The 16,588-nt window shown below is 49.9% G+C and carries 12 protein-coding genes; all 12 read right to left on the minus strand.

Going from position 1 to position 16,588, the window contains the following annotated elements; translation table 11 throughout:
* Positions 1-177: 177 nt before the first annotated feature.
* The 12 genes from tnpC to C0068_RS18595 all read right to left on the minus strand — a co-directional run bounded on the left by tnpC (position 178) and on the right by C0068_RS18595 (position 16,583).
* On the minus strand, positions 178-1,725 hold the full coding sequence (gene tnpC, locus C0068_RS18540) for an IS66 family transposase (RefSeq protein WP_103682443.1): 1,548 nt from the start codon (positions 1,723-1,725) through the stop codon (positions 178-180).
* Positions 1,726-1,749: 24 nt separating this feature from the next.
* The gene (gene tnpB / locus C0068_RS18545) at positions 1,750-2,106 is read right to left on the minus strand and encodes an IS66 family insertion sequence element accessory protein TnpB (protein WP_103682444.1); all 357 of its coding nucleotides are present in this window, start codon (positions 2,104-2,106) and stop codon (positions 1,750-1,752) included.
* Positions 2,106-2,405, minus strand: a complete 300-nt coding sequence (gene tnpA, locus C0068_RS18550) for an IS66 family insertion sequence element accessory protein TnpA (RefSeq protein ID WP_103682445.1) — start codon at positions 2,403-2,405, stop codon at positions 2,106-2,108. Before tnpA ends, tnpB begins: the two co-directional genes overlap by 1 nt.
* A gap of 62 nt (positions 2,406-2,467) precedes the next feature.
* A complete protein-coding gene (locus C0068_RS18555) occupies positions 2,468-2,770 on the minus strand; it encodes a glutathione S-transferase family protein (RefSeq protein WP_103685967.1) in 303 nt (100 codons plus the stop codon).
* Positions 2,771-2,845: 75 nt separating this feature from the next.
* Positions 2,846-3,346: a P-loop nucleotide/nucleoside kinase family protein gene (locus C0068_RS18560; RefSeq protein ID WP_103685968.1), complete on the minus strand. Its 501-nt coding sequence runs from the start codon at positions 3,344-3,346 to the stop codon at positions 2,846-2,848.
* A gap of 47 nt (positions 3,347-3,393) precedes the next feature.
* Entirely contained in the window at positions 3,394-4,782 is a 1,389-nt protein-coding gene (locus tag C0068_RS18565; protein ID WP_103685969.1) for a hypothetical protein, read from the minus strand.
* 77 nt (positions 4,783-4,859) lie between these two features.
* Positions 4,860-6,299, minus strand: a complete 1,440-nt coding sequence (locus C0068_RS18570) for an efflux transporter outer membrane subunit (RefSeq protein WP_103686100.1) — start codon at positions 6,297-6,299, stop codon at positions 4,860-4,862.
* 10 nt (positions 6,300-6,309) lie between these two features.
* The gene (locus C0068_RS18575; protein ID WP_103685970.1) at positions 6,310-9,447 is read right to left on the minus strand and encodes an efflux RND transporter permease subunit; all 3,138 of its coding nucleotides are present in this window, start codon (positions 9,445-9,447) and stop codon (positions 6,310-6,312) included.
* Positions 9,444-12,551 (minus strand): multidrug efflux RND transporter permease subunit, encoded by a 3,108-nt coding sequence (locus C0068_RS18580; RefSeq protein WP_103685971.1) that lies wholly within the window; start codon positions 12,549-12,551, stop codon positions 9,444-9,446. Before C0068_RS18580 ends, C0068_RS18575 begins: the two co-directional genes overlap by 4 nt.
* Positions 12,552-12,559: 8 nt before the next feature.
* Positions 12,560-13,900, minus strand: coding sequence for an efflux RND transporter periplasmic adaptor subunit (locus C0068_RS18585; protein ID WP_103685972.1), 1,341 nt, complete (start codon positions 13,898-13,900; stop codon positions 12,560-12,562).
* Positions 13,901-14,180: 280 nt separating this feature from the next.
* A complete protein-coding gene (locus C0068_RS18590; RefSeq protein ID WP_103685973.1) occupies positions 14,181-15,734 on the minus strand; it encodes a flavodoxin domain-containing protein in 1,554 nt (517 codons plus the stop codon).
* A 24-nt stretch (positions 15,735-15,758) separates the two neighbouring features.
* The gene (locus C0068_RS18595) at positions 15,759-16,583 is read right to left on the minus strand and encodes a DUF4198 domain-containing protein (RefSeq protein WP_233208869.1); all 825 of its coding nucleotides are present in this window, start codon (positions 16,581-16,583) and stop codon (positions 15,759-15,761) included.
* Positions 16,584-16,588: the final 5 nt, after the last annotated feature.

The following is a 16,588-nucleotide window of genomic DNA, read 5'->3' on the forward strand; positions in this document are numbered from 1 at the left end:
GTAAGCGCTCAACAAACCCCGCCCAATTAATTATTTGCAAACTCAGATAATGCACCTATAGTTTTCTACAGGCTCTGGATGAGTCTACAGCATGGAAGGTAATCTCAAGGATGAGGGGCAGCAAGGGATTGGATGGCGTTGCCAAGAAGGCGACTGCCTTCCTGCTACTTTTCTGTATTAGGCGTTTGCCCACGGCAACAATGCCTGTAATTCTTCGGTTGTTGTCATACTTGGTAATTGATTAAAGACTTTGCACAAATACACGTAAGGCTCAAGGCCATTGGCTTTTGCCGTTTCGATTAAACTATAAATAGCGGCGCTGGTATGAGCACCTCTAGGCGTTGCGCTAAACAGCCAGTTCTTGCGACCTATAACAAAAGGCCGGATGGCATTCTCGGCAAGGTTGTTATCAATATTCACGTCACCATCTTCCGTGTATCGAATCAACTTTTCCCAATTTTTATTGAGATAACCCAGTGCGGTACCCAGCAGGCCTTTGGGCAAGGTACTGTGTAAAGTTTTGTCCAACCACTCCCTAAGGGCATTGAGGATCGGAACGCTTTTGTCTTGTCGCAGCTGGTGACGGGCTTCGCTGCTCGCGTCCTTCGCCTGCTTTTCGATAGCATACAGCTTGGCAATATAGTTAATGGCCACATCGGCCTTGCCGGTGCGGGTAGTCTTTTTGTCTTTGGAGATAGCCGCCTTTTGGGCATCAATGAATTTACGGCGTGCGTGTGCCCAGCACCCCACATGGCTAATATCTTCTTGGCGGCCGACGGCATGGTAGCCTGCATAGTCATCGGTTTGCAGATAACCACTAAAACCCGTGAGTAAGTTCTTCGCCACGCTGCCAGCGCGACTCGGCGCATAGTCATACAACACGATGGGGTGATCTGGGGCGCCACTACGCCTGACCCACATATACGATTGGCTACTCGCGGGCCTGTCCGGTTCGTTTAATACCTGAAGCGGCGTTTCGTCGCACTGGATGATTTTGCCTCGGCGAAGCTCGTGATCAAGCTGGGTGATGAGTGGCGCGATCAATTCGCCGCTGCGCATCATCCAATTCGCGAGGGTGTTGCGGGGGATATCAATTTCCATCCGTTTGAAGATGGCTTCTTGGCGGTGCAGCGGCAGCGCATCTTGGTATTTCGCGGTAGCGATATACGCCAGTAGGCCTGGGCTCGCATTGCTCTTTGGAATGGGCTGTGCGGGTAATGCGGCGGTACATACTGTCGACTCACACGCTTTGCAGGCGTATTTCAGTCGGGCGTGTACTAAGACTTGGACGGTTGCGGGAATGATATCCAACTGCTCGCTGGTGTCTTCGCCAATATGCGTTAGCGCACAACCGCAGTCACAGACTTTCTCTACATCAGACAGGTCATGTTCGATACGGACGCGAGGCAAGTCAGCAGGCAACGATTTACGACCACGAGATTTGCGACGCTCGTATTGGATCGTTTCGGTTTCGGCGTCATCCGTGTTTTCGCTAAGGTCGTCTTCAGAAGCAGGCTCAGCCGCTTCGGCTTCATTAAACAGCTCGGCCTGTTCGTCCGACTTCTCGCTACTGGCCGCAAAGCGTTTATGCCTGAGTAAACGCACTTGCTCTTCGAGTAACGAGATGCGTTTATCCTTCTCATTGAGGCGAAGTTCTTTCTCAAACAGCAAAGCTTTGAGTGCAGAAATATCATCGGGAAGTGTGTTGGTGGGAGGCGGTGTCATGCTGTGTATTATATCAAAAGTGAGTCAGCTAACCGAATCAAAATACAAGGTTTCATGCGGTTTATTGCGCCAAATATCCAAGCCATCAAGCAAAAAGTTTAAGTCGCGACCATCGCGTAATTCATAGCCGGATTCGCATTGGCGAGGCCATTTAAAGCGCTGCTTTTCTAGGCGCTTATACCAGACCACAAAACCGTTTCGCTCCCAATACAGAAGTTTGATTTTATCCCGGCCACGATTACAAAATACAAATAGCACCTCCATCATCGGCGAGAGCGCCAGCTCGGTTTCAACCAGCGCGGCCAATCCGTTGATGGACTTGCGCATATCCACCGGAGCCATGTACAAATAGACCTCAACATGGGAGGTCGGCCGCAGCATCAGTTCGACTCCCGCAGGATATGTAGTACCACGGGCAAGACAACAGGCAAATCGTTGGCGGATAATTCCAATCGAACGCCCAGCGGCAAATTCATGATCATACGAGATGAGGTCGGCATACCGCCCAGCTTCATTAATTTCGCAGCCGGTTCTTTTGCGGGGCTCAGCCGATTACGCCAATAAGCAAAGTTGTGAAACTTGATCTCATGCTGCTTGCAATACGCAGCTTGAGATAGGTTGCTGCCTTGCCAAGCAGAGACGTGGTCTTGCCAGAATTGTGTTTTGTTGATTGTGTTCATGGACGACTCCTCAGCTTAAAACTGAAGAGTAAATCTACCGCGACGAAATTATTAGATGGGGTTTATTGAGCGCTTACAAAGAACATCCATTGCAATGCCTGAGCGCGCTCAAAACGGTCAGTGGGTATAAACTTAGACCCTTCAGCCAAATACCAAATAGCGGCATTTGATTCAGGCAAATACTTTTCACCCACTTGCAGAACAGGCACCCGACCATTTGGATTTATAGTAAGAAATTCCTCGGTTCTAGACTCGCGCTGCAAAATATTTACTTCTATCGATTCATACTCGATTCCGAGTTGATTCATAAGAAGTCGAATCTTGTAACAATTTCCTGAGTTTTGAAAATTATAGAGTTTATACATTTTATTCCCATACTCCGCGAGGAAGGCTACGACTCAGCCCTAAGGCAGCCTAAGCTAAACACCCTTAAGTAAGTATTATTGCGCATGTCGTGTGATTTTCTTGATATTAAAACCTTCCTCAGGTGTAGGAGCCATAAAATACTTTGTGACCTGCTCAAACATCTCTCGCGTATCAGTCGCTGCTCTCTCAGGCTGCTCTTTACGTCTCTGTTCAATCTGCTCTAAGCAAAGTTCATTTGGCAGATCGATATATACCAAATTATGTGGCGCATCTATCTCGGAGAAAATATCTCGAAACCAATTTCGCTGAGAAAGGGTATTCGCCGGAAAGTCCATCACAACATCACTTCCCGCACACAATATAGATTGAACAAGCTTCTTAATCGGCGGCTTCAACAGATTTGAATATTCAATATAGTCATTTAGTGATGAAATTTTACGAGGGTAAAGTGAGGCAAGCCATTCATCTTCAGACAGCAACACCGCCTTGCTTTGCTGCGCCAATTTAATAGCTTCGGTAGATTTCCCTGCACCCATTTTTCCGCAGAAAAAAGTTAATAGCCCCTTATTATTCATAGTTTCTATATATTTTCCCGTTCGATCTCATCGCACTTCGACTTAGACTAAACATTACTGACATCAAAAATACGTTTTTTTACTACTTCAACATAGTCCATCTCAAGCCACTCATCTCTTCTAATTCGGCGAAGACTATCCTTAAATGAAAGACCAAGAAAAGCGCACACCAGCCGTTCAGATAGGAGAGACAAATGGAAAGTCGCTACAGCTAATCCTTGGTGATGGATGGAGTGCGCTCCACGATGTGCCAACTTATTTCGAATTCCGACCAATCCGCTACCTCCACCAATATTCCACAGATCGGAATTATCTACATTTTGGCTTCGTAATAGATCAAGTAATTTGGTGGTCAAAGAACTCTCCCCCCTCGCGATCTCTTTGGAATACCGCCTAATAATCTTACAAACTTCTGGGTTTCCCTCCTCCATTGAATTCACAACATCGTCTATCATTGAAATTGCGATTTTCTCTGAATCTGTAAGTGGTCTTTTCGTCCAACATTTCGTTGCAATTTCTTCAAGCACTCTAAATAGAGACATAAAACGTTCCCCGTCTCTCAAGCTAATCGCAGGACACAAGCTGTAACTCAAAGAAAAAACGAAACTGCGTTCTTTCTCATTAAGATTGTAATATGTAGCAATTGCTCTATTTATCTGCCTTGAAAGATCACTAATCGGCACTAGATATCGTTTTGGCTCAACGCCTACATAGCTGGTTTTTAACGGTTGAATTGGATCTTTCCAGAACCGAGTCCTTACACCTCCCTTGAACGACTGCCAACCGATCGCCAAGACCCTTTGACAAACAAATATTGACAAAACATCAAGAATTGGCGAAACAAAGCTCAATATTTGATTAGCACTAAAGTCTAGTTGGCCGATAGGTATTTCCAACCAATAACCAAAACTAAACACAAAGCTATCGGAGGAATCAATACGAGATTTTGTACAGTATCGTTGAAGAGTAATATCTCCAAGTTTCGGGCAGGTAAAAGAAACGATGTCTTTGATCATTTCGTTTGCACCCGCCGTCATGACGTTGCCTGATAAGTAATCTACATGAGAAAGACATACGTAAAACTTATTATCTAAAATTGAAATTTGGTCAACCAATGTCAAGCTCGCTACATGTGTTAGCGAAACAGGTGAAGTACCAAACTTTCTTTCTAGCGACATTTCTACAGGCAGATGTCGATACGAAATTTCATTCATTTCGAGTTGCAATTTTGGTGTTGCATTTACGACAGCTAACTCGCAAGGATTCTCAACGCTACTGACTGGCATCTCTATGTGAGGTACAGCCAAACGAATATCCACCTCTTGCCCCCAAATACTTGGGAGCTTAACCGTGCAATCGACTAATATGGTTTTCCCTGTCGAATCAGTTAGTTTCGCATCAAATGAATATGTCTCTTTAATATAATTATGACTCATTCACGAATCCTTGCGTACACCCTGCTTAAGAGGCCTAACTGCCTATTCTTGTATCCTACGAAAAAAATATACACCTGCTAATTCTTTTCTTCAGCTTCAGCGGCGAAACTCACCGACTGCACCACTGGATCATTCAGATCCCAGCCGCCGCCAATCACGGCGGCTAGTTGCAAGGCCGCTTGCAAGCGGTCTGCAGCGGTATTCAATCTGGTACGCCGTGTATTAAGGGTTTGATTTTGCGCGGTAGCCACTTCTAGAAAACTCACCAATCCCGACTTATAGCGGTTGTTGACAATGCGCTCATTTTCTTCCGCCAGCTTTAATAATATATCCTGCTGCTCAGCTTTTTCTTTTAACAAACTGATTGTCGCTAGTGCATTTTCAACTTCTGCCAAGCCGTCTAATACGGTTTGTCGGTAGGCGCTGAGTTGTTCGTCGTATTGGGCAACTGCAATATCTTTGCTTGCGCGACGAGCGCCGCCATCGAATAAGGTTTGCAGTAGTGACGGCCCGACAGACCATATGGCTTGCGGTGCATCAAATAGATCACTAAATCTTCCAGCGCTCACGCCGTAACCCGCGCTAATACTAAAGCTTGGCAGCCATGCCGCCTGCGCCACGCCAATTTGGGCACTGGCGGCGGCCAGTTGGCGCTCCGCAGACACCACATCAGGGCGTCTAGATATCAGCGTTGAGGGCAGCGACGCCGGCAGTTCCGGTAGCTCAGGTAATATTTGCGCGGGCGCTAATGAGTAATTCACCGGTGCCTTACCCAGCAGTACAGCTATGCTGTTTTCTTCAATAGCGCGCTGATTTTTTAAATCGATTAGATCTACTTTTAATGACTCGCGCTGTGTCTCTGCCTGAATCACGTCTGATCGCGGCACAATACCCGCTTTATATTGGTTGGTGGTCAGCGTTGTTGAACGCTCGTAGGCTTCCATTGTTTGTTCAAGAATCGTGCGCTGTAAATCTAAGGCGCGCAGACGAATATAACTCTGAGCGACGGCGAGCTGAATATTCAATCGTGCAGCCACCAAATTCGCGGCGCTACTTTGCATACCGGCTTTGCTGGCTTCTACGCTGCGGCGAACGCGACCCCACAAATCGGGTGCCCAACTTGCATTTAAACGCGCAGAATAACTTTCGCTCACACTTACATCGTCACCGCCGCTGCGGCTACCGCTCAGAGAGGCGTCAAACTGCGGGCTATAATCCCCCCGCGCCAATCGCCATTGCCCTTGCGCGGCGCGGTAGCGCGCCTCGGCCTGCGCCAATGTTTGATTCGCCTTATTAGCCTGATTAATAAGCAGGTTTAACTCTGGATCGTTAAAGGCTGTCCACCAGTCACCCTGCGCAGCCCAGCTCTGCGGTGAAATAGTTTGCCAACCCGAATCGTATTTAAATTCTGCCGGCACCAAGGATTCTGGCTGCTGATAATCTGGCCCTACGGTACAAGCAGCCAAACTTAGAAGCAGTGATAGTGCTGGCAAATATTTTGTGTTGGATAATTTCATAAATGTCATTTCACTTTTTTTCGACAGCAGGCACAGCGTGATTTTTAGCGGGGGATTTATCCCGCAACACAAATTGACGCAAGCGCTCTAAATACAGATAAATAATGGGCGTGGTATACAGGGTTAATAGCTGACTTACCGCCAAGCCACCGATAATGGTAATACCGAGTGGGCGACGCAATTCTGCGCCCTCGCCAAAGCCAATCGCCAAGGGAACCGCACCAAGTAGGCCCGCTAGATTGGTCATGAGTATTGCCCGCAGCCGCAAACGAGCCGCTTCGCGAATTGCCTGCTCTGGCTGCATACCGTCGCGGCGCTGAGCTTGCAGGGCAAAGTCGATCATCAATATCGCATTCTTCATCACAATGCCGATCAACAAAAACAAGCCTAGCAAGGCGATTAAACTCAGCTGGGTTTGGCTAGATTTTAATGCCAGTAATGCACCAATGCCTGCAGACGGTAAGGTGGATAAAATGGTCAGCGGATGCAAAGTGCTTTCGTATAACACACCCAACACCAAATACACCGCCAACAAGACCCACAGAATTAACCAGGGCTGACTCAGGTCAGCGCCAAAATCAGGCCGCCCGCCATCAGGAGCAACGTGTACTGCGGTTGGCAGCATAATGCTGTCGAGTGCCCGAGCAATTGCCTGTTCTGCCTCTTGCACGGTTACGTCTGGTGCCAAACCATAGCCTATGCCCTCGGAGGCAAATTGACCTTCATGACGAATGCGATCTTCGCCCATGCCGTAATCCCAGGTCGCAAAGGTAGACAGCGGCACACGGGCGCCGTCACTAGTTAAAACATTTAACTGGCTCAGCACCGCAGGCTGCGAGGTATAACCCGGAGCGAGTTCCATCACCACGCGATACTGATTCATATCGTCGTATAAGGTAGCCACCTGACGCTGGGAAAAGGCGTTGTTTAGCATCGACGCAACGGTACTCATATCAACACCATACTGCTTGGCCAACTCGCGATTTATATTCAGAGTAACCTGCCGCGCGTCTTCATTCCCCACCGAATCCACGTCAACCAGTTCAGGCAAATCCTGCATGGCCTGCGAGGCAATGCGGCTCCACTTGTCTAAGGCTTCTAGGGAATCTGAGCGAAGAATTAATTCGTATTCGCTGCGACTAAAGGGCGAGCTTAGGCGAATGTCTTGATCCACCATCATGTGTAACATCGCCCCCGGCACCTTCGGCGCGTTTGCCCGCAGCCGATCTACCACCACCTGCGCAGACACACCGCGCTCTGACAAAGGCTTTAAATTTAGGGTGAGCTGGGCATTGGTTAAACCACCACTGCCGCCGCTAGTACCAGTTACATCCGCCACCGCAGGGTCGCTTAAAATATACTGCCGAAAGACTTCAATTTTTGGCTGCATCAACTGGAATGAAAAGCCGTCGTCACCGCGCACAAAGCCCCGCACTTGTCCGGTGTCCTGTTGGGGTAACGTGGTTTTTGGCAAGGCGATATATAAATACACATTGCAGGCAATTACCCCCGCCAACACGAACATTACAACAATGCCGTGACGGAGCGCCCAATCCAAGCTGCGGGCATAGCCATTTTTAAGTGACTCAAACATCTCATGGCTATAGGCCGCCATGCGATTTTCCATGCCCGCAGCTAAGTTAGCTTCGTCAGAAGAATTGGCTTCGCGATGTGGTTGCAGCCAACGGGCGCATAAACTCGGTGTTAAGGTGAGCGACACCAACAAAGAAATTAACATTGCCGCAGCAAGGGTGATGGAGAACTCGCGGAACAAACGCTCTACCACGCCCCCCATAAAGAGTATCGATACAAACACCACCACTAGCGCCAAGTTCATTGCCAGCAGCGTAAACCCCACTTCTTTTGCGCCAACCAGAGAAGCGCGCAGTGGCGATAAGCCCGCCTCGATATGACGCTCTATATTCTCAAGCACCACAATGGCGTCATCGACCACCAAACCGCAGGCGACCACCAAGGCCATAAGCGACAGGTTATTAAGGGAAAAGCCATAAAAATACATAACAACAAAGGCGCCAATCAACGACACCGGAATCGCAATCGAGGGAATCAAGGCCGTGCGTAAACTGCCTAAAAACAACCAAACTACCAACATCACTAGTGCTACAGATATCAGCAAACTCAGTTGGGCTTCGCTTAGCGTTGCACGAATAACCGGCGAGCGATCCATGATCACTGACAACTCACTATCTGCCGGCATCAAGGCCCGCAGCCTAGGGAGCTCCGCGTAAATCGCATCAATAGTTTCAACAATATTGGCGCCGCTTTGACGACTGATCATTAGGATGACAGCGGGACGATCATTATGAAAACCACTGCTATAACGGTTTTCTACCGACTCAGACACCTCGGCAACATCGCCCAAACGCACCACAGCACCGTCGTTATGACGAATAACCAAATCACGGTACTCGCTCGCTTTGCGCAAGGGGTCATTGGTGCTCACCCGCCAGCGATGACTGCTATCCTCAATAACACCGAGTGGCCGCAGGGCATTCGCCTGACTAATAGCACTACGCACTTCGTCTAGGGCAATGCCGCGATGTATTAACGCACCGGGGTCAAGCTGCACCCGCACAGCGGGTAAAGAAGCTCCGCTAACACCAACTTCGCCCACACCCACAATTTGCGCCAAACGCTGGGAGAGAATCGTTGAGGCGGCATCGTATAATTCACTGGGAGACAAGTTTGGCGAACTTAGCGCCAAACCCATGATCGGCGCCTGTGATGGATCGATTTTACGAAACTCAGGATTCCCCGGCATACCCGCCGGCAATTCGCCTCGCACCACATTGATAGCGGCCTGCACGTCCCGCGCCGCTTCATCTAAATTGCGATCAAGATCAAAAGTCAACACCACTTGGGTAGAACCTTGATTACTCGACGACGAGATTGCAGAAATACCGCTAATACTGCCTAGTGCGCGCTCCAAGGGCGTCGCCACCGTACTCGCCATACTTTCTGGACTAGCACCTGGCAGGCTGGCGGTCACACTAATTACCGGAAAATCGACCTGTGGAAGCGGCGCCACTGGCAGCAGCCGCCACGCGAGCAAGCCGACCAAAACCAGCGCCAAAGACAACAAGCCCGTGGCGACTGGACGGTAAATAAATGGCCGCGAAAGATTCATCCCCTGCTACTCGGCAAATCAATGTCGTCGTTCAAACCAAGATCTGAATCGGTGTATTCTGCGCCACTAAACCGATCAAAAAACAAATACACCACCGGCGTGGTAAACAGCGTTAAGACCTGACTCACTAACAAGCCGCCGACCATCACCAGGCCCAAGGGCTGGCGTAATTCTGCACCGGAGCCGCCGGCTAACATTAGCGGCAAAGCGCCAAACAGGGCCGCCAAGGTCGTCATTAAAATAGGACGGAATCGTAATAGTGCCGCGCGGTGAATAGCCTCACGTGGACTCATGCCGTGCTTGCGCTGAGCGTCGAGGGCAAAATCCACCATCATGATGCCGTTTTTCTTCACCAAACCAATTAGCAACACCACGCCAATGACCGCCACCATATCTAAAGACCGGCCGGTAATAAGCAGTGCTAGTAAGGCCCCAACCGTCGCCGATGGCAGCGTAGACAAAATCGTAATCGGGTGAATCGTGCTTTCATACAAGACTCCCAGCACCACATACATGGTCGCCACCGCCGCCAGGACCAGCCACAGCGTATTAGACAGCGAGGCCCTAAACGCCTCCGCCGCGCCTTGGAAACGGCTTTCTATACCCAGCGGTAAACCAATCTCTAACTCGGTCTCTTGTATTGCGGCCACCGCCTCGCCAAGCGACGCGCCCTCGGCTAAATTGAATGATAGGGTTGCGGCGGGAAACTGCCCCTGATGATTAATTACCAAGGCCGCCGGCCGTCGCTCTACCTTCGCCACACTGCTCAGGGGCGCGGGCACACCAGAAGCCGTTGGCACATACAAACTCTTTAGTGCCGCCAAACCGCTGCTCTGCACAGGGTCGACTTCTAAAACCACGCGGTATTGATTCGACTGGGTAAACAGCGTTGCGATTTGGCGCTGGCCATAAGCATTCTGCAATGTATCTGCGATAGACGATACGCTAACGCCAAGCCGCGCCGCTGCGTCGCGGTCGATATTGATATACGCCTGCTCGCCCTGCTGCTGCAAGTCGCTGGCAACATCAACAAGCTCTGATCGCTGCTGCAGTGCTGACATAAGTTTAGGCACCCACTCCGCAAGTTCCGCGGTGCTGGCTGCGGTTAAGGTGAAACGATACTGGGTGCGACTAATTTGATCTTCTATGCTGAGTTCTTGTACTGGTTGAAACCACGCTTCAATTCCCGGTACATCTTCAGCGCGTTCTCGCAGGCGCTCCATCACCGCAAATACTGATTCGCTGCGTAAATGATGGGCGGGCAAATTGATAAACATCCGCCCGCTATTCAGGGTGGTATTGCTGCCATCGACACCAATAAAAGACGACAAACTCGACACGCCCGGATCTTCTAATAAGGCTGCCGCCAAAGCTTGTTGACGGCGCGACATGGCTGCAAAAGACGAGTTCTGTGGCGCTTCAGTCACGACCTGAATCACGCCGCTGTCTTGTACCGGAAAGAAGTCTTTATCGACGGCAAAATATAATAAAACCGTCAGTAAAATCGTCGCCAACATCGCCAGCATCGCGGCGGGCTGACGAGCCAATACCCAGTCCAGCATCTCACCGTAGCGCGCAATAAATTTATCCATTGCACCCAGTTCTTGATGTTCAGTTTGCAGTGGCTCGCGCAACATACGCGCACACATCATCGGCGTGAGTGTGAGCGACACCAGTAGTGAAATACCGATAGCCACCGCCAAGGTAACGGCAAACTCGTGGAACATACGGCCAACCACATCCGCCATAAATAGCAGCGGAATAAGTACGGCGATTAAAGACAGCGTTAAAGATATTAAGGTAAAGCCAATTTCCTTTGCGCCTTTTAAGGCCGCCGCCAATGGGGTTTCGCCGTTCTCGCGATGACGGGCAATATTTTCTAACATCACAATCGCGTCATCGACCACAAAGCCGGTGGCGATAGTTAAAGCCATTAAACTTAAATTATTAATTGAAAACTCCGCCAAATACATAAAGGCGAAGGTACCGACCAATGACAAAGGCACGGCGATGCTGGGAATAATAGTGGCGGGCACGCTGCGCAAAAATGCAAAGGTCACTAATACCACCAAACCGATTGCGAACAGTAATTCTTTTTGCACATCTTTCACTGAGGCGCGAATACTATCCGTGCGATCAGTCAGCACCATGACATCGACAGCAGTAGGCATAGTGGCAGAAAGCTGCGGCAATAGCGCCCGCACGCGGTCAGCAACTTCAATTACGTTGGCGCCAGGTTGTTTTTGAATATTCAGTAACACCGCCGCCTGAGTGTTTGCCCATGCCGCTAAGAATCTATCCTCCGCGCCGTCACTAATTTTAGCCACATCGCCAAGACGCAGCGGCGCGCCATCCTGATAGGCAATAATGAGCTTTTCATAATCTTTGACCGAGCGAATTTGGTCGTTAGCATCTAGCAAGGTCGTGCGATTAGGTCCGTCAAAACTGCCCTTGGGTTGGTTCACATTGGTGGCAGCAATGACCGAACGAATTTCATTTAAACTCAAACCATAGGCGGCAACCGCAGTAGGATTAACCTGTATACGCAGCGCCGGACGCTGCCCCCCCGCCAAACTCACCAAACCCACGCCCTGCAACTGCGCCAGCTTTTGCGCCATGCGGGTGTCCACAAGATCGTGAACCTCTGGTAGCGCTAAGCTTTCGGAGCTGATCGCCAAGGTCATGATCGGCGCATCTGCCGGGTTTACCTTGCGGTAGATTGGCGGCGTTGGTAAATCATTCGGCAATAAACTATCCGCCGCATTGAGCGCGGCCTGCACCTCTTGTTCAGCCACACCTAAATCGACTTCTAGCGCAAACTGCAGAGTAATTACCGACGCGCCGCCGGAGCTGGTAGACGCCATTTGCTTAAGGCCGGGGATTTGCCCCAGTCGTCTTTCCAGCGGTGCGGTAATCGTGCGTGCGGTGACATCTGGGCCTGCGCCTGGGTGAAAGGTGAATACCTGAATAATTGGATACTCAACCTGTGGCAAGGCAGACACCGGCAATAGGCGCCATGCCAAAATACCCGCCGCCAATAACGCAAGCATCAGCAGCGAGGTGGCAACCGGCCGTAAAATAAAGGGGCGTGAGATGCTATTCATCGTCGTGCCTAATGATTACGGGGCGCGGAAGTAGCAGCGCTAGCGTCACGATTTGGACGTTGACCACCGGCACCATTCGGCCCCTTGCCCGCGCCTTCACGCATCGGCATTCCCTGACGCTGACCGCCTTCACCGCGCTCCATTTTCTTCCCATCGCGGGGCCGCTGTCCCTGTACTGAGTCAATCCCAGTTGACGGCACATCGCCTTCAACAATCACCTGGCGACCATCGCGCAAACGATCTAAGCCTTCTAGCACCACCCTATCGCCAGGCTTTAATCCATCAGTAATCGCAACGCGACCACTATCTACCACACCAGTTGTTACCGGACGAATATAGGCCTTACTATCTTCCACCACATAAACATAGCTGCCCTGCGAGCCATGCTGTACGGCATCGGCGGGAATCGTTAATACATCGTCAATACTATTTAAACGCAAACGCACATTCACAAATTGATTTGGGAATAATTCATTGTCGGCGTTTTCAAATACCGCCCGCACTCGCAAGGTCCCCGTGGTGGTATCAATCTGATTATCTAAAGTCGCGAGTTTGCCGGTGGAAATTACAGTTTGCTCATTGCGACTCAAGGCTTCGACCCGCAACGATTTATCGCCGTTAAAGGCTTTCACTAATGCTGGAACTTCCACTTCAGGCACGGTGAACATCACCGCAATAGGTTTGGTTTGAGTAATGGTCACAATACCGTCGCTATCGTTAGCAGCAATTAAATTACCGGCATCTACACGGCGCAAACCTAAACGGCCAGAGATCGGCGCTTCAATACGCGTCCAAGACAGCTGCAAGCGGGCGTCGTCAACCTGTGCCTGCTGACTTTTATTAGCGCCTTTTAATTCCCGCACTAGCGCCGCCTGACTATCTAACTGCTGACGGGCAATAGAGTCTTCAGCGTAAAGTCCTTGATACAAATTTAAATCAACTTCCGCATTGGCAAGCTGCGCTTGGTTTTGTTGTAACTGACCTAGCGCCTGTTCTAATTGCGCCCGATATGGTGCGGGATCAATCTCTGCCAATAAATCGCCTTTGTTAACCTCCGCCCCTTCAGTAAAGGTGATTTTATTAAGTACACCGCCTACCCGACTGCGAACAATGACGGTATTTAAGGGTGTAACCGTACCAATAGAGCGAACCTGCACATCTAGCCCACCCATTTCAACAGGAACCACCTTCACCGAAGAGGTTTGGCCACCCCAGCCGCGTCGCATCATAGGCTCTGGTGCTGGCGGCGTGCGGCCCAATAAATACCAAATACCGACAACAAAGAGCAGCAATATCACAACCCAAATGACAGCCTTGCGAGAACTACTTAAACGCGGGGAATTATTCATTTATAAAAAACCATTGCGGGCGCTTCAGCGCAACATCAACAATCATCGCTGAGCAGTGAAAAAAGTATTAATGATTAAACACAGCAAGGGGAAAAACCCCTCGTTTTAAACGCAAAAAATTATGCTGAGTATACCCTCAAACCATCCTGTGGGTATTTCAGCCAGTATATTTCGGGTCAGTGTAAAAACTCAGATAGAAACACTCCTTACTCGAATATAGGCAAGAAGCCAACATTAAAGCAGATCATCGCGCTAAGCGTTTTTATACAGCACCCAAATATTAGTATACGTCGCGGCGGTATAGGCCGGCGTCGCTTAAGGCATCTACACGACTGTCGCCTAATATGGCGCGAAGTTGCCGGTCTACTGCGCTGGCCATGCCTTCGCGACTTCCGCAAACGTAAATTGCTGCCCCTGTCGCCACCCATGTTTTTATTGATTCAGCATTTACCAAAATGGCGTCTTGTACGTAGGCGGGTTGATTGGGATCCCGCGAGAAGGTCAAATCAATACGCGGCAAATATCCGCTATTTTGCCAATCTGCAATTTCATCTTTAAATATGCGGTCTGCATCTACGCTGCGCTCACCAAACAGCAGCCAATTGTCATGACGGGCAGCCAATTTACGGGCCTGCAAATGCCCGCGCAATCCGGCAAAGCCCGATCCATTACCAATTAAAATCATTGGTATATTCGACGCCGGCGCATGAAATAATGGATTGCTGCGCAAGCGCAGCATAACGGTGTCGGAAATTGCGAGGTGCACACCCAGCCAGTTCGACGCTACACCCGGCACGCCATCAGTGCACTGCACCCTTACCAGCAAATCAAGACATCCGCTTTGCGGGATCGACGCAATGGAATATTCTCGCTTGGCCAATAAGGGAAATTCATTAAGCCACGCAGTAACAGCATTTACGTTATCGCCATCTGGCGCCGCAGTGTTTTTAGCTGTTAAATCTCTGCGAGCAAGTTCTTCGAGTAGACTACGAGATTCACCCTGTATCGATAACACTAGGCTACCATCGAGTTGATGCTGCGCGGCAAACTCCGCACAACGCCCTGCGCTGTTACGCGGAATGATTTCTGCGATATCCCCCGCTTGCCACTGATCGTTTTCTTGCAAAGAGAAAAATCGTAAATGAAGCAATGGCTCACCTAAGCTGCCCTGATTAAGCACTTGGCGAGATTCTAAACGCCAAGCGTGATAGTCAGCCTCGACAAGCGTTGGCATTTGCGAAGGAATATCTGCACCGAAAGTTTGCAGCTGTTGATACCAGCGCTGCATGACACCTACCTTTGCAGTGTCGTCGTTTCCATCAAGTTCTAAAGGTGCAAAGACCGGCTCAGCACCATGGCCAGACAAACCCGCGTGCAGCTTGTGACCAAAAGCGCAAAAATGTTGGTAGGCGCTGTCGCCCAGCGCCAATACCGCAAATTTTAAATGAGAAAACTGCGAAGAATCGCTATTTAGGTAGCGCCTTGCAAAGCGATTGCCATTATCCGGTGGCTCACCCTCACCATAGGTGCTGGCAATAAAAAACGCGTGTTTGGTGCTCGCCAAGACCTCGTCATTCACTCGGTCTAGCGGCAGCACCCGCACCGGCCCAGCAGCCTGTAATGCGCTTGCGCTTTGCTGAGCCAAGCCTAGGGCAACGCCACTTTGGCTGGCATAGGCCACCAGTACGGAGGCCACAGACTGGCTTTCTGCATCAACAGGAAATTGCACGCCGCCGCTATTACGGCGGCGAAATTGCCATAGGCAATACACCCACAGCAATGCGTACAAAGTCGACACCGCCACAACCAGCAGTACTCGCTCCCAAATGGCCACGATAAATTAACGCGCAATTAAAACTTACTGTGGCAACACTTCCAATGTTGCTGAATAACTACCTTGCCGTGTTGTCGCCGGCTTCGCGGCCTTATCATCTTGGTATTCAGCTTCTAGCCAGTAACGTCCCGCTGATGGCCACTCAACGCTGACCACGCCTTTTTTATCGCTAACGACTTTAATTTCATTAGGACTGTTGCGGTAACGCGAGCCGTCTGGAATAACCGTAACTTCAACACCGACTGCAGGCTTGCCGTCGATCATAAAACGGAACTGCGCTGTTTCACCGGAGAACAAATCATTGGGGTGAGTAATGGGCTGCATTTCCAAGCCTTCGTTTTGCAATTCAAATACCACTTTACTAGGCTGACCGGCGGTAACGAAGGTTTCCATGCGACGCGAAGACTGACTTACCTGTAATTTTTTTGCATTTTTAGGTACGGCTTTTTCAAAATCGCCGGGTGCTGGTGTTTCACCACGGCCAGGCCAAAAACCGCGTTTGCCATCTTCGGTTTCCCAGCGCGCGCGAAGCCCACTGCTGGCACTGAATACTTTATATGTGCCTTCTTTACTTAGCTCTAAATCAAAACTGCTACGGTATTTACCAGTATGCTGGTTTTGCATTTCTACTTCTTTACCATCTGGGCCAATAGCCTTCATGCCCTTCAAACGCATAGGAGCGTGGTCGGTGTAAAAAATATCATTAGACACGGCCGCGTCAAAGGTTACCCAGGCATTCTCGCCAGACAATACTGTGGCGGCGGGTAAAACCCATGCGCGGTGAGCATTAGCCACTAGGGGCAGAGACATAGCTAGTAAAGCAATAAGTGGTAATTTAGTTTTCATCATTTTCA

The organism is Zhongshania marina (assembly GCF_002915595.1).
Classification (GTDB): Bacteria; Pseudomonadota; Gammaproteobacteria; order Pseudomonadales; family Spongiibacteraceae; genus Spongiibacter; species Spongiibacter marinus_B.